Origin of the sequence: Streptomyces tagetis (assembly GCF_018069565.1) — a bacterium.
GTDB lineage: Bacteria > Actinomycetota > Actinomycetes > Streptomycetales > Streptomycetaceae > Streptomyces > Streptomyces tagetis.
The window spans coordinates 380,277-401,078 of the sequence record NZ_JAGPNL010000004.1 but is presented as its reverse complement, the minus strand read 5'-3'; the positions used below and the strand labels follow the sequence as shown (position 1 = coordinate 401,078).

Here is a 20,802-nt window from a genome sequence, read left to right as displayed (position 1 = left end):
GCCCGCGAACGGTCCGCCGCGGGGGCTGACACGTGACCCCGGTCTGTCCGAACTGCCCCTTGGGGAATGAAAGGTCCCTGCATATCTCGGTCGCATCACGGACGCCCGGAGCGCGCCTGATCACCCTTGACAGCCCTATTGGTCTGGGCCAAGCTCCCCGTGCTGGTCTACACCATTGGTCCAGTCCCGGCCCCAGGAGCGGTACGCGTTCACGCTCGACCGCAGGGAGGCAGGGGGGTTTGTGGCATCCCTGAGGAGGTTTGGCGTGAAGCGCAAGCTGATAGCCGCGATCGGTATCGCGGGCATGATGGCGTCCATCGCGGCGTGCGGGGGCTCCGACGACAACGCGTCCGGACAGGACCCCAAGGACCGCAAGGGCGACCTCACCGTCTGGCTGATGGTGGACGCCCAGAGCAGTTGGCCGGAGCTGGTCAAACAGACCAACACCGACTTCAACGCGAAGTACCCCGGGGTCAAGGTCAACGTCCAGTACCAGCAGTGGGGCGACAAGACCAAGAAGCTCGACGCCGCCCTGTCCGGCGACAAGTTCCCCGACGTGGTCGAGCTGGGCAACACCGAGACGATGACCTACATCCTCAACGGTGCCCTCGGCGAGATCGACGCCAAGAAGTACGACAACTCCGACACGTGGATCGAGGGCCTCAAGGACACCTGCTCCTACGAGGGCAAGCTCTACTGCGTCCCGTACTACGCCGGCGCCCGCGTCGCCATCTACAACAAGGACATGTTCAAGGAAGGCACCGGTTCCGACCAGCTGCCGACCACCGAGGACGAGCTGTTCAAGGCGCTCGACAAGGTCCAGGAGAAGAACAAGAAGGACAACGCCTTCTCCTCGCTGTACCTGCCCGGCCGCTACTGGTACGCCGCCATGTCCTACGTCGCCGGGTACGGCGGCCAGATCGCCACCTACGACGAGGGCAGCAAGGAGTGGAAGGGCGCCCTCTCCACGCCGGAGGCGCAGAAGGGCATCCAGCACTTCGTCGACCTGGTCAAGAAGTACAACCACGGCGACCAGACGAAGGACGAGCAGGACCACGCCAACGTCATGGCCAACGAGAAGGCGGCCCTGCTCTACGGCAACGGCTGGGAGGCCGGCAGCGTCGTCGACTCCGAGAACAGCGGCAACCCGGCGCTGAAGGACAAGATCGCCACCGCGGGCATGCCCGGCCCGAACGGCAAGACCCTGCCCTCCTTCATCGGCGGCTCCGACCTCGCCACCATCTCCAAGTCCAAGAACCAGGACCTGGCGCAGGAGTGGATCTCCCTCTTCACCAGCGAGAAGGCCCAGGCCGCCCTCGTCGAGAAGGACATCCTCCCCAACAACACCAAGCAGCTCGAACCGCTGAAGAGCAAGCCGGAGACCGCCCCGATCGCCAACGCGGTCCCCGACGCCTGGTTCACCCCGATCGCCCCCGGCTGGGCCGCGATCGAGAAGAAGGAAACGCTCGAGATCATGCTGCTCGACATCCTCAAGGGCAAGTCGGTCGCCGACGCCACCAAGGCGGCCGACGCGGAGATCGACTCGCTGATCAACGAGGTCTCCTGACCGAGGCGCACCACCCTCGCAGACCTCCGGTGCCCGGTCCGGCCCCCGGCCGGACCGGGCCGGTGAGGCGGCCGGCGGCCCTCGGGCCGCCGGCCGCCCGCCCGACGCAGAACCCTTCGAACGGAAGGCCCGCACAGTGAGTGCCGCCGACATCAAGACAGCCGGCCCGGAGGTGTCCGTACCGCGGGCGCCCGACGGCGACGGGCCGGCGCCGTCCGCACCCCGGAAGAGCGGGTGGACCAACGGTCCACTCCTGCCCTACCTGCTGATCGCCCCGGCGGTCGTGGCCATCGCCGCGGTGTTCGTCTGGCCACTGATCAAGACCGTGATCATGTCCTTCCAGGACGTCGGCCGGCGCGAACTGTGGACCGGAGAGGCCGCCGACTGGGTGGGCTTCGAGCAGTTCACCAACATCCTCGGCGACGGCGAGTTCTACGACGTCGTCTGGCGCACCGTCCTGTTCATGGTCATCTGCGTCGCCGCCACCCTGGCCGCCGGCCTCTTCCTCGCCCACTCCATGCAGCGCATGTCCAAGGCCGTGCGCCTGCTGCTGACCGGCGCGCTCATCGCCGCCTGGTCCCTGCCGCTGCTCGTCGCCACCTCGATCTTCCGCTGGTTCGCCGACTCCGACTACGGCGTCGCCAACATGGTGCTGACCAAGTACCTGGGCTTCGACTTCCAGGGCCACAACTGGTGGCTCGACCCCAAGCAGGGCTTCCTCATGATCGGCGCCGTGGTGGTGTGGGGCGCGATCCCGTTCGTCGCCGTCACCCTCTACGCCGCGCTCACCCAGGTCCCCTCCGAACTGGAGGAGGCCGCGAAGCTCGACGGCGCCGGCCGGCTCGGCGTCTTCCGCTACGTGACCTGGCCGGTCATCAAGCCCGTCTTCCAGATGGTCGCCACGCTCTCCGTCATCTGGGACTTCAACGTCTTCGGCCAGGTCTTCCTGATGCGCGGCAACAAGCCCGAGAAGGAGTACAACCTGCTCGGCCTCTACTCCTACGAGAAGGCGTTCGAGTCCAACTCCTTCAGCCAGGGTGCCGCCATCGCCCTCATCACGGTGCTGCTCCTGTCCGGCGTGGCCGTCTACTACCTGCGCCAGTTGCTCAAGATCGGAGAGGTCGAGTGAGCATCACGACCGCCCCGCGCGCCACGGCGCCCGGCTACCGCCCCGACCGCAAGAAGCGCAGTCGGCACCTGTACAACGCCGTCGGAGTCGTCGCCTTCCTGGTGATGGCCTTCCCGGTCTACTGGCTCGTCGTCAGCTCCCTGCGCCCCAACGCGGAGATCCGCTCCTACGACCAGAAGCTCTGGCCGACCTCCCTGACCTTCGACAACTTCCGCCGGGCGATCGACGCGCCGAACTTCGGCAGCGCCATCCAGTCCAGCCTCATCATCTGCGTGACCGCCGTGCTCGGCGCGATGGTGCTCTCCACGATCGCCGCCTTCGCCATCGGACGCTTCCGCTTCCGCGGCCGCAAGCTCTTCATGATCGTGCTGCTCGTGGTGCAGCTCCTGCCGCCCACGGCCATGCTCATCCCCCTCTACATCCAGCTCAACGACCTCGGCGCGGTCAACGAGTACTGGGGCGTCATCGTCATCTACCTCGTCTCGACGCTGCCGTTCGCCACCTGGATGATCCGCGGCTTCGTGGTGAACATCCCCCTGGAGCTCGAAGAGGCCGCCATGGTCGACGGCTGCACCCGGATGGGCGCCTTCTGGCGCGTGGTCTTCCCGCTGCTCGCCCCCGGCCTCGCCGCCGCCTCGATCTTCTCCCTGATCAACGCGTGGAACGAGTACCTGCTCGCCTACATCGTGTTGCAGGACAACGACAAGTACACGCTCAACGTCTGGCTCATGAACTTCACCACCTCGCGCGGCACCGACTACGGGGCGCTCATGGCCGCCTCGACGCTGATCGCGATCCCGGTCGTCGCGTTCTTCATGATCGTCCAGAAGAAGATGGCCGCTGGCCTCACCTCCGGCGCAGTGAAGGGATAACGCCACCGATGACGACGCTCGCCAGCGGTACCGACACGCTCACCCGCGATGCGCTGACCGTCCTCCAGCCCGGCTTCGACGGCACCACCGCCCCCGACTGGCTGCTGCGCCGGCTGGGCGAGGGACTGGCCTCCGTCGGCCTGTTCGGGCGGAACATCGCCTCGCCCGAGCAACTGGCCGCGCTCACCGCGCGACTGCGCGCCGAACGCGAGGACGTGCTGGTCGCCATCGACGAGGAGGGCGGTGACGTCACCCGCCTGGAGGTCCGCGACGGCTCCTCCTTCCCCGGCAACCACGCCCTGGGCGCGGTGGACGACGTGGTCCTCACCCGGGAGGTCGCCGCCGAACTGGGCCGCCGCCTCGCGGCCTGCGGGGTCAACCTCAACTGGGCCCCGTCCGCCGACGTCAACTCCAACCCCGACAACCCGGTGATCGGCGTGCGCTCCTTCGGCGCCGACACCGACCTGGCGGCCCGCCACACCGCCGCCTACGTCACCGGGCTGCAGTCGGCGGGAGTGGCCGCCTGCACCAAGCACTTCCCCGGCCACGGCGACACCGCCGTCGACTCCCACCACGCGCTGCCCCGTATCGACGTGGACGCCGCCGTCCTCGCCGAGCGCGACCTGAGGCCCTTCCGCGCGGCCATCGCCGCGGGCAGCCGGGCCGTGATGAGCGCGCACATCCTGGTGCCCGCGCTCGACGCGGAGCGTCCGGCAACGTTGTCCCGCCGCATCCTGCTCGACCTGCTCCGCGGCGAACTCGGCTTCGACGGCCTGATCGTCACCGACGGCATGGAGATGCGGGCCATCGCGGACGCCTACGGCATCGAGCGCGGCAGCGTCCTGGCCATCGCGGCCGGCGCCGACGCCATCTGCGTGGGCGGCGGCCTCGCCGACGAGGAGACCGTCCGGCGGCTGTGCGACGCCCTGGTCGCCGCCGTGCGCTCCGGCGAACTGCCCGAGGAACGGCTCGCCGACGCGGCCCGGCGCGTGCGCGACCTCGCCGACTGGACCGCGCGGGCCGCGGCCGGCCGGGCGGACGCGGACGCCGGCGACCCGGAGGTGGGCCTGCGCGCCGCCCGCCGCGCCCTGCGCGTCACCGGCGCCGAGGGCTTCACCCCGCTGGCCGGGGCGCCCTACGTGGCCGCCTTCACGCCGGTCGCCAACATCGCGGTCGGTCACGAGACGCCCTGGGGCATCGCGGCGGAGCTGGGCCGGCTGGTCCCGGGCACGGAGACCGGCAGCTTCGCCGGGCCGGACGCCGGTCGCGAGGCGCTGGCGGCGGCCGGATCGCGCCGAGTGGTCGCCGTCGTCCGCGACGAGCACCGGCACCCGTGGATGGCCGAGGCCCTCGACGCCCTCCTGGCGGCCCGCCCCGACACCGTCGTGGTCGAGATGGGCGTCCCCCGGGCGGAGCCCCGCGGCGCGCTGCACGTGGCCACCCACGGCGCGGCCCGGGTGTGCGGCAGGGCGGCGGCGGAGGTCATCGCGGGGGTGTGACCCCCGTACGCCCGCGGCACGGCACAAGGCGCCGGTCCCCTCCGAGAGGGGGCCGGCGCCTTGTGCCGTACCGGGCGCGGGGCTCCGGTCAGATGCCCTGCCAGTCGGGCTTGTGCGCGAAGGAGTACCGGAAGTAGCCGGCGTACGCCAGCTTGCTCGCGGCGGCCTCGTCGACGACGACCGTGGCGTGCGGGTGCAGTTGCAGCGCGGAGGCCGGGCAGACGGCCGCCAGCGGGCCCTCCACGCTCGCGGCGACCGCCTCGGCCTTGGAGGCGCCGGTGGCCAGCAGCACCACGTGCCGGGCCTCCAGGATGGTGCCGACGCCCTGCGTGATCACGTGGTGCGGGACCTGCTCGACGTCGCCGTCGAAGAAGCGCGCGTTGTCGGCGCGGGTCTGCTCGGTCAGCGTCTTGATCCGGGTGCGCGAGGACAGCGAGGAGCAGGGCTCGTTGAACCCGATGTGCCCGTCGGTGCCGATGCCCAGGAGCTGGAAGTCCACGCCGCCGGCGGCCGCCAGGGCCTTCTCGTAGGACGCGCAGGCGCCCACCACGTCCTCGTCGGAGCCGTCGGGGCCGAGGAACGCGTCGGCGCCGAGCCCGAGCGGGTCCAGCACCTCGCGCCGGAGCACCGAGCGGTACGACTCCGGGTGGTCCACGGGCAGCCCGACGTACTCGTCGAGCTGCGCGATCCGCGCCTCGGAGACGTCCACGGCGCCCGAGCGCACCCGCGCCGCCAGCGCCTCGTACACCGGCAGCGGGGTCGAGCCGGTGGCCACCCCCAGCAGGGCGTCGGGCTTGCGCCTGAGCAGCCGCACCATGGCCTCGGCCACGAGTTCGCCGCCTGCCTTGGCGTCCGGAACGATGACAACTTCCACGCTGGCCTGCCGTTTCAAGAGAGGGACCCATCCGCTGCCCGGCCCCGGCGGTGCGGGTGCGGACCACGGATTCCGATGCCGTGCGTCCCGAGAGTAAAGGGCGCGAAGCGCACAGCCCGGAGGCGGGGACCTGAGGACGATGTGGTTTAGACCAATCTAACAGAGGAGACCCCGGGAACACCGGGCTCCGACACCCCGCGCGCGGGCGCCGCGGACGTCCCGCGCGGTCCCGCCCGGCCCCCTTTCCGGGCCGGGCGGGTTAGGCTTCTGCCGGACGCCCGGCCGCTTCGGCACCGGGCCCGAAGGCGGCACGGACAAAGAGCGTCCGCCGCATGGACACCCGTAGTGGTCTAGTCCACAATGGCCACGACGGCACGCACGCACACACCGCACACCGCACGCACGCTGGACGCCGGACTTCCGCCTTCCCCGCACAGGAGGGCGGACCGAGGAACCGCGGCTCTCTGCCCTGACTGCCCCGGTTCCTCACCCCTCGGCCGAACGGGACCGCACACCCCCGGCCGATGGTGCTCCGGGCTGCGGTGCCGGGAGGGTCGAGGGTCCCTCCCAGGCGCCGCGGCCCGCGGCTGATCCCGCCCCCGGGCCGTCTCCGCACCCCGGGCCGCCTCCTCACTGCCTGGCCGGAAACGGCCGCCGACCGGCCGGTTCCCGTCGCCGTCCGCGCCGGCGGGTACGCTCGGCCCGTGCCCTCCATGAACGAACTCGTAACCCAGCACACGCTCCTCGACGAATCCGACCTGGAGTGGCTGCACCTGCTGGTCTCGGAGTGGCAGCTCCTCTCCGACCTCTCCTTCGCCGACCTCGTCCTGTGGGTCCCCACCCGCGACGGCACCCGGTACGTCTCCGTCGCCCAGATGCGGCCCAACACCGGCCCCACCTCGTACCAGGACGACATGATCGGCCACCTCGTGCCGCGCGGCCGGCGCCCGCTGCTGGACGTCGCCCTGGACGAGGGCCGGATCGTGCGCGAGGGCGACCCGGAGTGGCGCGAGGAGGTCCCGGTCCGCGTCGAGTCCATCCCCGTGCGCCGCCAGGGACGCGTCCTCGGCGTCATCGCCCGCAACACCAACCTGCTCACCGTGCGCACCCCGAGCCGGCTGGAGCTGACGTACCTCCAGAGCGCCTCCGACCTCGCCCAGATGATCGCGGCCGGCGCCTTCCCGTTCGAGAACCAGCAGGTCGACATGGACGCCTCGCCGCGCGTCGGCGACGGCCTGATCCGGCTCGACGCGGACGGCATCGTCCAGTACGCCTCGCCCAACGCCCTCTCCGCGTACCACCGCCTCGGACTCGCCGCCGACCTGGTCGGACACCACCTGGGCGAGACCACGGCGGAACTCGCCCCGTCCCGGGCCCCGGTGGACGAGGCGCTCGCCAAGCTGGCCAGCGGCTGGGCGCCGCGCGAGTTCGAGGTCGAGGCGCGCGGCGGGGTGATCCAGTTCCGCGCCATCCCGCTCAAGCCCAAGGGGACGCGCATCGGTTCCCTGGTCCTGCTGCGCGACGTCACGGAGCTGCGCCGCCGCGAACGCGAGCTGATCACCAAGGACGCCACCATCCGGGAGATCCACCACCGGGTGAAGAACAACCTCCAGACCGTCGCGGCGCTGCTGCGGCTCCAGGCCCGCCGTATCGAGTCCGAGCGGGGGCGCGCGGCGCTGGAGGAGGCGGTGCGCCGGGTCGGCTCGATCGCCATCGTGCACGAGACGCTGTCTCAGAACCTGGACGAGAGGGTGGAGTTCGACGAGATCGCCGACCGGGTGGTCGCCATGGTGGCGGAGATCTCGCCGGGCAAGGTCACCGGTCGGCGCTCGGGACGCTTCGGCATCCTGGACGCCGAGGTGGCCACCCCGCTGTCGATGGTGCTGACCGAGGTGTTGCAGAACGCGCTGGAGCACGGCTTCCGCGAGGGCGACACCGGCACCGTCGAGGTCACCGCGGTCCGGGGCGGCACGAGCCGGGAGGCGCGGCTCCTCGTCACGGTCCAGGACGACGGGGTGGGCCTGCCCGCGGACTTCGACCCGCACCGCTCGGGCAACCTGGGGCTCCAGATCGTCCGCACCCTGGTGGAGGGGGAGTTGGGCGGCTCCTTCGACATGGTCCCGGCGCCGGACCGCGGCACCCAGGTGATCCTCGACATCCCGGTGCCGCCGCGGAAGTAGCGAGGCGGTGGCGCGGGGCCGTTCGTGACGGCCCTGGTATTCGGGCCGGCGCCGGTATTCGGGACAGCTCTCGTATTCGTGACGGCTCTTGTGTCCGTGACGGCTCTTGTATGCGTGTATGCGTGACGGCTTTTGTGTTCGTGACAGCCCTCGCCTCGTGAGAGGGAAAGCCCTCCGAACGAGCGAAAGGCCCCGGACCGGTGACGGTCCGAGGCCAGTGCTCGTGCGTTGGTGTCCCCCCTGCTCGGTGAGTCGAGCTCGGGAGCATCGGGGATACTGCGCGCTGCGGCTCGGGGGCGGGAGTTGCGTACTCGCTGTACGCGCCGCCAAGCTCAGGCTGTCAGCAGGGGTGGTTGGTCAGGCGGATGCCTGACGAGCCCGGTTGCGGGCGGCACGGCGCTTCATCGCGCGGCGCTCGTCCTCGCTGAGACCACCCCAGACGCCGGAGTCCTGACCGGACTCGAGCGCCCACTGCAGACACTGCTCGATCACCGGGCAGCGACGGCAGACGGCCTTGGCTTCCTCGATCTGCAGCAGCGCGGGACCGGTGTTGCCGATGGGGAAGAAGAGCTCGGGGTCTTCCTCGCGGCAAACGGCGCGGTGACGCCAGTCCATGGCTGCTACCTCTCCTTGATATTACGTGCTGGGTGCTTGTGAATGTGAACGCTTTCACGAATCCCTCAACAAGTGAAGGGCCTACCGCCAGATTCCCTGGCGTAGTCCTGTGGTTTGAAGAGGGGTTCCGGTGATCTGTGGGGGCCGGTGTTGCGGGCCCGTCCCGATCGCCACGTAGAGACTCGCAAACCTCAGCGGCGGATACAACCCCTTCCGGAAAGTTTTTTTTGATTCTTCGGTGTCGACTAGGTCACAGCCGTACTTCCATGGGGTGGACCCTGGCCTAAACGTTCGAGTGAAAGGACTTTCGCCGCTTCTGCTCACACAATCACACGCAGTGCACGGCGTACGCCTGTGAACGTCACGCTGGTACGCAGCCCCAGGTGGTCACCGTCCATCTGGAGGGGCAGTGGCACCTTCGAATGCAAGGTGAACTCGGTCAGATCGTGCAGGGACACCGCATGCCTGCCCCGGGGGCCGCGCTCGGGGGACGAAGTGAGCAACTGGGTGCCATACCGGGCAACCGCGGCCGTCGACAGGCGGCTGAGGCCGAAGAGGTCGAGCCCGGTATCGAACGAGGCTTTAGGTGACGCGTAGATCGGGCGATTGCCGAGAAACGTCCAGGGGCACGTGTTGGAGACTATGGAGAGCACCAGATCGTCGACCGGCTCCGCGCCGGGCCGCTCCAGTGTGATCATCCCCTGGCGGCGGTGCGGCTCGCCGAAGAGCTGACGCACCACCTGGCGCACGTACAGGGCGTGGGTGGACTTCCGGCCCTGTTCCCGGTGCTGCTCCACCCGGCCGACCACCCCGGCGTCGAAACCGAGCCCCGCGTTGAAGGTGAACCAGCGGCCCGGCACCGCCTCGTCGTCGGTGCCCGGGGTGCCGGAGGCCAGTCCCAGTCCGACGGTGCGCTCCCGGCCCTCGCGCAGCGCGTCCAGCAGGGCGCCGGTGGCCTCCACGGCGTGGTTGGGCAGGCCGAGGGCGCGGGCGAAGACGTTGGTCGATCCGCCGGGGACCACGGCGAGGCCGGGCAGCCGGTCCGGATCGGGGCCGGCGTGCAGCAGCCCGTTGACGACCTCGTTGACGGTGCCGTCGCCGCCGAGGGCGACCACGAGGTCGATGTCCTCGCCGCGCGCCGCCTGCCGGGCGAGGTCGCGCGCGTGGCCGCGGTACTCGGTGGTGACCGCCTCCAGCTTCATCTCGCTGGCGAGCGCGTGGATCAGCACATCGCGCGTACGCGCGCTCGTGGTGGTTGCCGCCGGGTTGACCACGAGAAGTGCACGCATGGGGTGCAGGGTACCTACTGGGTGGTACCCCGGCCCAGTCCGAGGGAGGGACCGAAGGGCCGGTGGGAGCCGGACGCGGGGGGCGGGGCCCGCCGTGGGGCGGGGGCTACCCTTCAGGGGTGAGCAGTGAGCAGACCCCCACCCCCGAAGCCGCCCCGGACACCGCGGGGACCGCCACCGGGACGGACGCCCGGCCCGGCCGGCTGACCGCCGCGGCGGCGCTCGCCGCGCTGGAGGGGCTCGCCCTCGTCGCGGGCGGCGCCTGGATGCTCGTCGGCGGCCTCGTCGGCCACCCCGACGACCGCACCTCGGCCCTCACCGGCGGCGTCACCCTGATCGTCCTCGCCCTGCTGCCGCTGCTCGCCGCCCGGGGCCTGCTCGCCCGGCGCGGCTGGAGCCGCGGACCCGCCGTCATCACGCAGATCATGGCGCTGCCGGTGGCCTACAGCCTGCTCCAGGCCGACAGCGTGGCCATCCCGGCCGGTATCGCCCTCGCCGTGGTGTCCGTCACCTCGCTGGTCCTGCTGCTGAACCCGGCGACGACCAAGGCGCTCGGCATCCGGGGCCCCGGCAACGCGGACAAGTGAGCGCCGCGGCTTCCCGCACCGGGGCCGCGTACCGGCCCGGGGCCCGGGGGAGCCGCGTGGCGCTACTCCTCGACCAGCAGTTTCTCCCGTAGCTGCGCCAGCGTGCGGGCGAGCAGCCGCGACACGTGCATCTGGGAGATGCCGACCTCCTGCGCGATCTGCGACTGGGTCATGTTGCCGAAGAAGCGCAGCAGCAGGATGCGCTTCTCGCGCGGCGGCAGGTCCTCCAGGAGCGGCTTGAGCGACTCCCGGTACTCGACCCCCTCCAGCGCCTCGTCCTCCGCGCCGAGGGTGTCCGCGACCGCCGGCGACTCGTCGTCGGTGTCGGGCACGTCCAGGGAGAGCGTGGAGTACGCGTTGGCGGACTCCAGACCCTCCAGGACCTCCTCCTCCGAGATCGCCAGCCGCTCGGCCAGCTCGTGCACGGTGGGGGAGCGGCCGTGCAACTGGGACAGCTCCGCGGTCGCCGTCGTCAGCGACAGCCGCAGCTCCTGGAGCCGGCGCGGGACGCGCACCGCCCAGCCCTTGTCCCGGAAGTGCCGCTTGATCTCGCCGACGACCGTCGGGGTGGCGTAGGTGGAGAACTCCACCCCGCGCTCCGGGTCGAAGCGGTCGACCGACTTGATCAGTCCGATGGTGGCGACCTGGGTGAGGTCGTCCAGGGGCTCGCCCCGGTTGCGGAAGCGGCGCGCGAGGTGCTCGACGAGCGGCAGGTGCATGCGGACGAGCTGGTTGCGCAGTTCCGCGTAGGCGGGGCTGTCCTTCTCCAGCGTGCGCAGCTCGGCGAAGAGCGCCCGCGCCCCGCTGCGGTCCTGCGGATCGTGCCGCGTGCCGGAGGTGGTGCGCGCCGTCGGCGCCGCGTCCCCGGAATGCCTCTCGTGCTCGCTCATCGTCCCGCCCGTCGCCCTTTCCCGAGCCCCCGCCTCCGCTCGGACCGGCCGGACGGGGCCGCCCCCGTCGTGCCCGCCCGCGGGCGTGCTCGGCACGGCAGCGTCCCCCGCCGGCCGTCCGCCAGCCGCTCCGACGGCCTCCGCGGAGGTCTCGTCCTCGGGATGCGGCCGGGCCTGCTCGGGGATGCCGTCGATGCCCTCCCCCATGCGCCGGGCCTCGTCCGGAGGGCGTGCGCCCCCGGCCGGAACCCCCCGTGTGCCGCGCTCTTCGTCCCGCACCGGCCCGTCCCCGTTCCTCACGTCGGCCCGGGTCCGGCGCCGCGCTGTTTGTAGAGGCTGATCGACACGGTCTTGTCCTCGTCCACGGCGGAGGAGACCTTGCCGGCGAGGGCGGACAGGACGGTCCAGGCGAAGGTGTCCCGGGACGGGGCGTGACCGTCCGTGGTCGGCGCCGAGACGGTGACCTCCAGCGAGTCGTCGACGAGGCGGAAGACGCAACTGAGCACCGAGCCGGGCACGGCCTGCTGGAGCAGGATCGCGCAGGCCTCGTCGACCGCGATGCGCAAATCCTCGATCTCGTCGAGGGTGAAGTCCAAACGCGCCGCGAGACCGGCCGTCGCCGTACGCAGCACCGACAGGTAGGCACCCGCGGCCGGCAGCCGGACTTCGACGAAGTCCTGGGTCGCGGGCTCGCCTGCGATCTGGGACACCCTCACCTCCAAGGTGGAACAAGCGCTACGGAACCGAGGGCCGCCCCCCGGGGTAACGCGATACGTGGTTCAGCGGTGACGTTATCGCGCTCCGAACGATCCTGTCCGCGAGACCCCAACCCCGTGCCGTCACTCATGGTAAACACATGTACACGCACAGTGGCTAGGGGTGTGGCCGGCCCAAATCGGAAGAGCGCGCGCCGCATTGACGTACCCAGCCCTCAGACGGTCGAACCGTCCCCGCCGGAGGTCACACGAGCACGTGGTCGACGAAGCACCAGCGCCAGCTCTCCCCGGGTTCGTGGGTGCGCATGACCGGGTGCCCGGTCTCCTCGAAGTGCGCGGTCGCGTGCCGCTGCGGCGAGGAGTCGCAGCAGCCGACGTGACCGCAGACCAGGCACAGCCGCAACTGCACCGGGTCCGTTCCCTCGGCCAGGCATTCCGGGCACGTCTCGGTCCGCGGCGCGGGTTCCGGGCGCGGCAGCGTGTCCGCGTGCGTGCACTGTTTCATGTTGGCCAGGTTACGACGGGTCCACGGGTGACCGCGCGGAAGCGGGAGCCGCCTGGGGTCGGCCGGGGCCGCCAGGGGTCGGCCGGGGGTCGGCCGGGGGAGTCGGCGGGGGTGTCCGCCGGGGGTCGGCCGGGGCGGCACGGACCGCGGGGGGCCGCCGGGGACCGCCGGACGGGCGAGATCCGGTGGCCGGGACGGGACGGGCCGGGCGGGCGCACGGGGCGGGCGGGGTGCGGAGGGCAGGATCGGCGGGGCGGGCGGGACTGGCGGGACGGGCAGGCCGGTAGGGCCGGTGAGACCGGCGGGACCGGTGAGGCGGGCAGGACCGGCAGGACCGACGACACGGGCACGGCCGGTGAGACCGGTACGACGGGCGAGGAGGGGCGAGGGCGATGGACGTGATGCCGCTGCTGTTGCTGGTGGCGGGCAGCGCGGCGGTCGCCGCGGCCGGCCGGCGCATCCCGGTGCCGGTACCGCTGCTCCTGGTCGCGACCGGGCTCGCGGTCAGCTACCTGCCGGGCGTGCCCCGCTACACCCTCGACCCGCACATCGTGCTCCCGCTGCTGCTGCCCCCGCTGCTGTACACGGCCGCCACCGACAGCTCCTACCTGGACCTGAGATCCCAGTTCCGGCCGGTCGCGCTGCTCTCCGTGGGGTACGTCCTGTTCGCCACCTTCGTGGTCGGCTGGGCCGCCTACCTGATCGTGCCCGGCCTCCCGCTGACCGCGGCGCTGGTCTTCGGCGCGGTGGTGGCGCCGCCGGACGCCGTCGCCGCCACGGCGGTCGCCCGCAGGGTGGGGCTGCCCTCCCGGATCACCACGATCCTCCAGGGCGAGTCCCTGGTGAACGACGCGACCGCGATCACCGCCTTCCGGGTGGCCCTCGCCGCCGCCGTGGGGGAGGGCGCCACCTGGGCCGGTGGGATCGAGGAGTTCCTGCTCGCGGCGATCGGCGGCGTCGTCGTCGGACTGGTGCTGATGGTGCCGATCCACTGGCTGCGCACCCACGTCACGGAGGCGCTGCCGCAGAACACCCTCTCCCTGCTGATCCCCTTCGTCGCCTACGCCGTCGCCGAGCAGGTGCACGCCTCCGGGGTGCTCGCCGTGGTCGTCGTCGCCCTGTACCTCGGCCACCGCGCGTGGGAGGTCGATTTCGCCACCCGCCTCCAGGAGGAGGCCGTGTGGAAGATGGTCGCCTTCGTCCTGGAGTCGGCCGTCTTCGCCCTGATCGGGCTCCAGCTCCCGGTGGTCCTCAAGGGGCTCGGCACCTACCACGGACCCGACGCCGCCTGGTACGCCGTCGTCCTCTTCCTGATCGTCGCCGTGGCCCGGTTCGTCTGGGTGTTTCCGGCCACCCTGGTGCCGAGACTGCTCTCCTCCCGTATCCGCGAACGGGAGGAGGACCCCGGCTGGAAGGGGCCCTTCGTCATCGGCTGGGCCGGGATGCGGGGCGTGGTCTCGCTCGCCATCGCCTTCTCCATCCCGCTCACCGTGCAGGGCGGCGGTCCCTTTCCCGAACGCAACCTCATCCTCTTCCTGACCTTCACCACCGTCATCGGCACCCTGGTCGTCCAGGGCGTGTCCCTGCCACCGCTGATCCGCCTGCTGAACTTCCCCGGCCGCGACGTCCAGGCCGAGACGCTTGCGGAGGCGAACGCCCAGGCGCAGGCGTCCCGGGCCGCCGAGGAGCGCCTGGACGACCTCCTCACCGACGAGCGCAACACCCTTCCCGGCCCGCTCGCCGACCGGCTGCGCTCGGTCATGGAGCGGCGCCGCAACGCCGTCTGGGAGCGGCTCGGGCAGACCAATCCGGTCACCGGGGAGTCCGCCGACGACACCTACCGGCGGCTGGCCGGCGAGATGATCAGCGCCGAGCGGGACGTCTTCGTGCGCCTGCGGGACGCCCGCTACATCGACGACGAGATGCTCAGGACGCTCCTGCGCCGCCTCGACCTGGAGGAGGCGGCGGCGTACCGCGAGGCGGGGTGAGGGAGGGCGTCCCAGGGGGCCGGGTGAGGGAGGGCGTCCCGGGGCGCCGTGGCGATCGCCGCTCAGGGAAAGGGGCGGCCCGTGACGACCGCCGCGAGCGACGTCCCGCGCGGGAAGGCGCCCTCGCGGGCCAGGGTGAGCAGTCCGAGGAGCATCTTGGCGACGTAGACGCGCTCCAGGGGCACCCCGTGGCGCCGTTCGAAGTCGTCGGCGAAGGCGCCGAGCGCCGGGGTGGTACGCGCGTAGCCGCCGCAGTGGAAACGGTCGTCCAGGCTCCACACGCCGCGCGGCCCGCCGAAGGCGTCCTCCTGGAGCCGCCGCACCTCGTCCCCCAGGAAGCCGCCCCGGAGCACGGGCATGCCGATCACCCGACCCCCGGAGAGCCCCGCGGCGAGCCCCGCGAGGGTACCCCCGGTGCCGCAGGCGAGGGCGGTGACGTCGGCGTGGCCCGACAGTTCCTCGCCGAGAGCCCGGCAGCCGCGGACGGCTGCGGCGTTGCTGCCGCCCTCCGGGACGACGAGGGCGTCCTGGGCGCCGGCGGCCCGCACCAGCGCCGCCAGCGTCTTCGGCTCGGCCTTGCGCCGGTAGGCGGCGCGGTCGGCGAAGTGCAGCCGCATGCCGTCGGCCGCGCAGCGGGCCAGCGAGGGGTTGAGCGGGCGGCCGGCCAGCTCGTGCCCGCGCACGATGCCGACGGTGGGCAGGCCGAGCAGCCGTCCGGCGGCGGCCGTGGCGCGCAGGTGGTTGGAGTAGGCCCCGCCGAAGGTGACCACCGGGCGGCCGTCGGCGGCGGCGAGGTTCGGGGCGAGTTTGCGCCACTTGTTGCCCACCAGCTCCGGGTGGACCAGGTCGTCCCGCTTCAGCAGCAGCCGTACGCCGTACCGCTCGAAACGCTCGTCCACGACCTCCTCCAGGGGGGAGGGCAGGCGGGGGCGCAGGGCGGCGAGGGGGCTGGGGGCGGCGGGCCCGGCGGCCGGGCCGATGGGGCCGCTGGGGCCAATGGGGCCGATGGGGCCGGAGGGGGTGCCGGGGGCGGTGCTGGGGGCGGTGCTGGGGCCGGCGGGGCTGCCGGGGTCGGCGGTGGTCACCACGCCATTGTCCGTCCGGTCCGCGACCACGAGCCACAGGAGGTCCGGCGGGCGGCCCGGGGTGGGTCAAATCCCCATCCCTGCCCCGCTCTTGGGCAATCCATTCCCGCTCATTCGGGTAATGGCGCCGACACGTTACGTGAGGAAGGCTGGGCCTCGCACATTGATGCCGGGCGCAGGCGTCCGGCATGACGGGAGGGCAATTCCATATGTCGGTAGGCGAAGAGGTCCGCACCGAGCAGTCCAGGCCGCAGCAGAGTCTCGGCACGGCGGCCGCGCGGAACCTGGCCACCACGACCAAGTCCGTACCTCAGATGCAGGAGATCAGCTCCCGCTGGCTCCTGCGCACGCTTCCCTGGGTGGACGTCCAGGGCGGCACGTACCGGGTCAACCGGCGCCTGTCCTTCGCCGTGGGCGACGGCCGGGTGACGTTCGTCAAGACCGGTGACCGCGTCGAGGTCATCCCCGCCGAGCTGGGCGAGCTGCCGGCCCTGCGGTCGTACGAGGACGAGGAAGTCCTCTCGGAAATCGCCCAGCGCTGCGAGCAGCGGGAGTTCGCCCCGGGCGAGGTGATCGCGTCGTTCGGCAGCCCGGCCGACGAGGTCTACCTGCTCGCGCACGGCCGCGTAGAGAAGGTCGGCACCGGCCCCTACGGCGGCGACGCCGTCCTCGGGGTCCTCGCCGACGGCGCCTACTTCGGCGATCAGGCCCTGCTCTCCAGCGACGCCATCTGGGAGTACACCGCCCGCTCGGCCACCGCGTGCACCGTGCTCGTCCTGCCCCGCCAGGAGGTCGAGCGGGTCGCGGAGCGCTCCGACACCCTGCGCGAGCACCTGCGCGGACGCCGCTCGATCCCCGCGCAGCGCACCAACAAGCACGGTGAGAAGGAGATCGACCTCGCCGCGGGCCACAGCGGCGAGCCGGACATCCCGCACACCTTCGTCGACTACGAGGCCCGCCCCCGCGAGTACGAACTGAGCGTCGCCCAGACCGTGCTGCGCATCCACTCGCGCGTGGCCGACCTCTACAACCAGCCGATGAACCAGACCGAGCAGCAGCTCCGGCTGACGGTCGAGGCGCTCAAGGAGCGCCAGGAGCACGAGCTGATCAACCACCGCGAGTTCGGCCTCCTGCACAACTGCGAGTACGACCAGCGCATCCAGCCGCACGACGGCGTGCCCGGCCCGGACGACATGGACGAACTGCTCAGCCGGCGGCGCGGCACCAAGATGTTCCTCGCCCACCCGCGCGCGATCGCCGCCTTCGGCCGCGAACTCAACAAGCGCGGACTCGTCCCCGAGACGATCGACATCGGCGGCAACCGCATCCCCACCTGGCGCGGCGTCCCGATCTACCCGTGCAACAAGATCCCGGTCACCGAGGCGCGCACCTCGTCGATCATCGCGCTGCGTACCGGCGAGGAGGACCAGGGCGTCATCGGCCTGCGCGCCACCGGCATCCCGGACGAGATCGAGCCCAGCCTGTCGGTGCGCTTCATGGGCATCAACGAGCAGGCGATCATCAAGTACCTGGTCACCGCCTACTACTCGGCCGCCGTCCTCGTTCCCGACGCCCTCGGCGTCCTGGAGAACGTCGAGATCGGCCGCTGGCGGTGACGACCGCCGCGCACGCCGTGTCCCCGCCCGTCAGGGCGGGTACACCCCGGGGGTACGCCCACGATCACAGGGGGGATGCGAGCCGATGACGGAGACCCGGCACGGAGCCGTCGGGACCGGGGACCCCGCGGGGACCCTCGACACACCGCCCCTCATCGGCGCCCAGCGCGACACGGAGCCCGGGACGCCCCCCGGCGCCGCGTTACCGGCGGTGCCCGAGCCGGGGGCGGCCGAGGGACAGGAGGCACAGGCCCTCCTGCGGCGCTCGCGGGAGTCGGTCGATCCCGAACTGCGTTCCGCGCTCGGGTCACTGCCCCCGGCGATGCGCCGGGTCGCGCTGTACCACTTCGGCTGGCGGCACGCGGACGGCACCCCGGCCGCGGGGAACGCCGGCAAGGCGATCCGGCCCGCGCTGGTCCTCGCCTCGGCCGCCGCCCTCGGCGGACCCGAGGCCCGCGCCGCCGCCGTCCGGGCGGCGGCGGCGGTGGAACTGGTCCACAACTTCACGCTGCTCCACGACGACGTGATGGACCGGGACACCACCCGCCGTCACCGGCCCACCGCCTGGACCGTGTTCGGCGACGCCGACGCGATCCTCGCCGGGGACGCCCTCCAGGCGCTGGCCCTGCGGCTGATCGCCGCCGACCCGCACCCGGCGTCCGCGGCGGCGGCGGTCCGGCTCGCGGACTGCGTCGTGGAACTCTGCGAAGGACAGCACGCGGACACCGCCATGGAGCTCCGCGCGCCGCACGAGGTCACCCTCGACGAGACGCTCGCCATGGCCGAGGCCAAGACCGGCGCGCTCCTGGGCTGCGCCTGTGCCCTCGGCGCGCTGTACGCGGGCGCCCCGGACGAGGACGTCGAGGCCCTGGACGCCTTCGGACGCCAGGCCGGGCTGGCCTTCCAGCTCATCGACGACGTGATCGGCATATGGGGGGACCCGGGCCACACCGGGAAGCCGGCCGGCGCGGACCTGGCCGCCCGCAAGAAGTCGCTGCCGGTGGTCGCCGCCCTCGCCTCCGGCACCCCGGAGGGCGCCGCCCTCGCCGCGCTGTACGCGGTGCCCTACGAGGAGGACAGGGAGGACCTGGAGAGCACCGCCCTGGCCGTGGAGCGGGCCGGCGGCCGGGACTGGGCGCAGGCCCAGGCGGCCGACCGGATGGCACGGGCCGTGCAGGAACTGGCCCGCGCCGTGCCGGCCCCGGAGGCGGCGGGGGGTCTGCTGGCCCTCGCCGAGTTCGTGACCCGGCGCAGCACCTGAGACCGGCCCCGCCCCGCAGGACCCCGGAGCCCGCGCCGGGCCGTACGGACCTGACCGACGTACGGACCGTGCCGCGGGCTCCGGCTTGGTGGGCCCCGCACTTCCCCACGGTGTGCGGGGCCCGCCCCCCTTTCCCCACCCGCTAGGCTGCAACTGCCGTATGGCTATTGCCAGTTGAGTCGGCAATGACGCGGCGCTGCACCGATACCGCGACGCGGCGCTGCACCGATACGGCGTTACGGCGTTACGGCGATGCGGCGATGCGGCGATGCGGCGATCCGCCGAAGCGGTGACACGGCGACACGGTGACGCGGGAACGCCTCGCGGGACGCGGAAACTCAGGATGCGGAAGGGCGGGCGGGAGATGGGTGTGGCGATCCGCAGGGCGGGGGAGGGCGACCGGGAGCGGGTCGTCCGGCTGCTGGACGAGGCGTTCCAGGACGATCCGGTGAGCAGTTGGGTCTTCCCGGACACCGGGTACCGCCGCCGGACCCACCACCGGCTCATGGCCGCCTTCACCGACGCCGTGCTCGCCGAGGGCCGGATCGACCTCACCGAGGACGGCACGGCCTGCGCGCTCTGGCTCTCCGTCCCGGCGGAGCCCCCGGCCACCGACCCCGACGAGGGACGGGACGACGGATCGGCCGGCGGACCCGACGACGCCCGCCGGGTCCGCGAGTACGTCGACCCGGACAACGCGCGCGTCGAGCAGATAGCCCGGCTCACCGAGGGCATCCACCCCGTCGGCCGCGCCCACGCCTACCTGTGGATGATCGGCGTGGCCCCCGGCCGCCAGGGCGAGGGGCTGGGCACCGCGTTGCTGGCCGCCGCCCTCGACCACTGCGACCGTGAGGGCCTCCCGGCCTACCTGGAGGCGAGCAGCCCCCGCAGCCGCGGCCTGTACGAACGTCTCGGCTTCACCCTCACGGGCACGCCCCTGGACCTGCCCGACGGCCCCCGCATGTGGCCCATGTGGCGCGAGCCGTCGGCCGCCCCGCGGTCCCCGGACGGGCTGACGGCATGACCGGCCCGTCCGCCGCGCACGAGGCCGCCGTCACCGACCGGGCCCGCCTGGTGGGCAGCGCCTACGACGGGGACCGCGACCTCGCCGCCCGCCAGGCCCTCTACCGGTGGCAGTCGCCCCGGTACGACCTGCCCGGCCTCGTCGCCGGGCGACTGCACGGCGTCCGCGGCCGGGTGGTCGACATCGGCTGCGGCAACGGCCTGTTCCTCAGGCGCCTCCGCCACGACCGCCCGGACCTGGACGTCGTGCTCGGCCTCGACCTCTCGCCCGGCATGCTCGCCGAAGTCCCCGGCCCGGTCGCCGTCGCGGACGCCACGCGGCTGCCGCTGGCCGCAGGGAGCGCCGGCGCCGCCCTCGCGGTGCACATGCTGTACCACGTGCCCGACATCCCGCGGGCCGTCCGCGAACTGGCCCGCGTCGTGGTCCGCGACGGGCTGGTGATCGCCTCCACCAACAGCGAGCGCGACAAGCCCGAACTCGACGATCTGTGGCAGCGCGCCGCCGGAGACGTCCTCGGCACCGGCCGCGGCCCGGCGCGCATCGCGGTCAGCGCCCGTTTCTCCCTGGAGAAGGCCCCGTCCCTCCTGGGGGCGGAGTTCGGCCACGTGGACACCGTCGACCTGCCCGCCACCATCACCGTCCGTGACCCCGAGCCCGTCATCGCCCACCTCGCCTCCTACCGGGCCTGGGCGGACCGGCACGAGGTCCCCTTCGACGCGGCCGTCGACCGGGCCCGCGCCCTGGCGGCCGACCACATCGCGCGGCACGGCTCGTACGAGATCACCAGCCGCGCCGGGCTCCTCGTCTGCCGCCGATGAGGCGGTGGGCGCGAGTGTCGTAGGCGCCGGCTGGATTCACGCCATGAACGACACCGAAATCGCCACCCACCTCGCCGGCCGCGCCCGCCGCCCCTACCCGGGCACCTGGCAGGACGCCCCGGTGTCGAGGCGTTCACCGCCTTCACCCACGCCTACGGGAAGGCCGCCGAGGAGGCCGCCCCCCCCGGGGGCCCGGACGAGGACGAAGAGGCCGCCGACGCCCTCACCGACGCCCTGCCGGCACGCTTCGCGGCCCTCGACGCCCCCGCGCCGTGGCCGAGGAGAAC

Annotated in this window: 18 protein-coding genes; 11 read left to right on the top strand and 7 right to left on the bottom strand. The window is 72.5% G+C overall.

Going from position 1 to position 20,802, the window contains the following annotated elements:
- The first annotated feature begins 265 nt into the window (after positions 1-265).
- The 4 genes from J5Y05_RS17510 to J5Y05_RS17495 all read left to right on the top strand — a co-directional run bounded on the left by J5Y05_RS17510 (position 266) and on the right by J5Y05_RS17495 (position 5,067).
- On the top strand, positions 266-1,567 hold the full coding sequence (locus J5Y05_RS17510; protein ID WP_210873422.1) for a sugar ABC transporter substrate-binding protein: 1,302 nt from the start codon (positions 266-268) through the stop codon (positions 1,565-1,567).
- A gap of 136 nt (positions 1,568-1,703) precedes the next feature.
- The gene (locus J5Y05_RS17505; RefSeq protein ID WP_210873420.1) at positions 1,704-2,696 is read left to right on the top strand and encodes a carbohydrate ABC transporter permease; all 993 of its coding nucleotides are present in this window, start codon (positions 1,704-1,706) and stop codon (positions 2,694-2,696) included.
- Positions 2,693-3,568 (top strand): carbohydrate ABC transporter permease, encoded by an 876-nt coding sequence (locus J5Y05_RS17500; RefSeq protein WP_210873418.1) that lies wholly within the window; start codon positions 2,693-2,695, stop codon positions 3,566-3,568. The genes J5Y05_RS17505 and J5Y05_RS17500 overlap by 4 nt, the downstream gene beginning before the upstream one ends.
- Before the next feature lie 8 nt (positions 3,569-3,576).
- The gene (locus J5Y05_RS17495) at positions 3,577-5,067 is read left to right on the top strand and encodes a glycoside hydrolase family 3 protein (protein ID WP_210873416.1); all 1,491 of its coding nucleotides are present in this window, start codon (positions 3,577-3,579) and stop codon (positions 5,065-5,067) included.
- Between the two features lie 88 nt (positions 5,068-5,155).
- Here J5Y05_RS17495 and nagB read toward each other — a convergent pair whose 3' ends face one another.
- On the bottom strand, positions 5,156-5,941 hold the full coding sequence (gene nagB / locus J5Y05_RS17490; protein ID WP_210873414.1) for a glucosamine-6-phosphate deaminase: 786 nt from the start codon (positions 5,939-5,941) through the stop codon (positions 5,156-5,158).
- Between the two features lie 713 nt (positions 5,942-6,654).
- On the opposite strand from nagB, the gene J5Y05_RS17485 reads away from it, so the two are divergent.
- Positions 6,655-8,121 (top strand): sensor histidine kinase, encoded by a 1,467-nt coding sequence (locus tag J5Y05_RS17485; RefSeq protein WP_210873412.1) that lies wholly within the window; start codon positions 6,655-6,657, stop codon positions 8,119-8,121.
- Between the two features lie 357 nt (positions 8,122-8,478).
- On the opposite strand, the gene J5Y05_RS17480 is transcribed toward J5Y05_RS17485, so the two are convergent.
- Positions 8,479-8,736 carry a WhiB family transcriptional regulator gene (locus J5Y05_RS17480; protein ID WP_029383210.1) on the bottom strand — a complete coding sequence of 86 codons (258 nt, stop codon included), beginning with the start codon at positions 8,734-8,736 and terminating at the stop codon, positions 8,479-8,481.
- Positions 8,737-9,056: 320 nt separating this feature from the next.
- Positions 9,057-10,025 (bottom strand): diacylglycerol/lipid kinase family protein, encoded by a 969-nt coding sequence (locus tag J5Y05_RS17475; RefSeq protein WP_210873410.1) that lies wholly within the window; start codon positions 10,023-10,025, stop codon positions 9,057-9,059.
- Positions 10,026-10,144: 119 nt separating this feature from the next.
- Between J5Y05_RS17475 and J5Y05_RS17470 the strand changes: the two genes are divergently transcribed.
- Positions 10,145-10,612, top strand: coding sequence for a hypothetical protein (locus J5Y05_RS17470; RefSeq protein ID WP_210873408.1), 468 nt, complete (start codon positions 10,145-10,147; stop codon positions 10,610-10,612).
- Between the two features lie 62 nt (positions 10,613-10,674).
- Here J5Y05_RS17470 and J5Y05_RS17465 read toward each other — a convergent pair whose 3' ends face one another.
- The 3 genes from J5Y05_RS17465 to J5Y05_RS17455 form a co-directional block, all read right to left on the bottom strand.
- Entirely contained in the window at positions 10,675-11,802 is a 1,128-nt protein-coding gene (locus tag J5Y05_RS17465) for an RNA polymerase sigma factor SigF (protein ID WP_210873406.1), read from the bottom strand.
- Positions 11,799-12,212 (bottom strand): ATP-binding protein, encoded by a 414-nt coding sequence (locus J5Y05_RS17460; protein ID WP_003973726.1) that lies wholly within the window; start codon positions 12,210-12,212, stop codon positions 11,799-11,801. The genes J5Y05_RS17465 and J5Y05_RS17460 overlap by 4 nt, the downstream gene beginning before the upstream one ends.
- A 250-nt stretch (positions 12,213-12,462) precedes the next feature.
- On the bottom strand, positions 12,463-12,723 hold the full coding sequence (locus tag J5Y05_RS17455; RefSeq protein WP_210873404.1) for a UBP-type zinc finger domain-containing protein: 261 nt from the start codon (positions 12,721-12,723) through the stop codon (positions 12,463-12,465).
- Positions 12,724-13,115: 392 nt separating this feature from the next.
- On the opposite strand from J5Y05_RS17455, the gene J5Y05_RS17450 reads away from it, so the two are divergent.
- Positions 13,116-14,711: a Na+/H+ antiporter gene (locus J5Y05_RS17450; protein WP_210873402.1), complete on the top strand. Its 1,596-nt coding sequence runs from the start codon at positions 13,116-13,118 to the stop codon at positions 14,709-14,711.
- A gap of 62 nt (positions 14,712-14,773) precedes the next feature.
- Here the strand turns inward: J5Y05_RS17450 and J5Y05_RS17445 are convergent, their stop codons facing one another.
- Positions 14,774-15,691 (bottom strand): 1-aminocyclopropane-1-carboxylate deaminase/D-cysteine desulfhydrase, encoded by a 918-nt coding sequence (locus J5Y05_RS17445; RefSeq protein WP_210873792.1) that lies wholly within the window; start codon positions 15,689-15,691, stop codon positions 14,774-14,776.
- A 314-nt stretch (positions 15,692-16,005) separates the two neighbouring features.
- On the opposite strand from J5Y05_RS17445, the gene J5Y05_RS17440 reads away from it, so the two are divergent.
- The 4 genes from J5Y05_RS17440 to J5Y05_RS17425 all read left to right on the top strand — a co-directional run bounded on the left by J5Y05_RS17440 (position 16,006) and on the right by J5Y05_RS17425 (position 20,515).
- Positions 16,006-17,412: a family 2B encapsulin nanocompartment shell protein gene (locus J5Y05_RS17440; RefSeq protein WP_210873400.1), complete on the top strand. Its 1,407-nt coding sequence runs from the start codon at positions 16,006-16,008 to the stop codon at positions 17,410-17,412.
- A gap of 85 nt (positions 17,413-17,497) precedes the next feature.
- The gene (locus J5Y05_RS17435; protein WP_210873398.1) at positions 17,498-18,673 is read left to right on the top strand and encodes a family 2 encapsulin nanocompartment cargo protein polyprenyl transferase; all 1,176 of its coding nucleotides are present in this window, start codon (positions 17,498-17,500) and stop codon (positions 18,671-18,673) included.
- 364 nt (positions 18,674-19,037) lie between these two features.
- Complete coding sequence (locus J5Y05_RS17430) at positions 19,038-19,697, top strand: GNAT family N-acetyltransferase (RefSeq protein WP_210873397.1); 660 nt, start codon at positions 19,038-19,040, stop codon at positions 19,695-19,697.
- A complete protein-coding gene (locus J5Y05_RS17425) occupies positions 19,694-20,515 on the top strand; it encodes a class I SAM-dependent methyltransferase (protein WP_210873395.1) in 822 nt (273 codons plus the stop codon). The genes J5Y05_RS17430 and J5Y05_RS17425 overlap by 4 nt, the downstream gene beginning before the upstream one ends.
- Positions 20,516-20,802 lie beyond the last annotated feature (287 nt).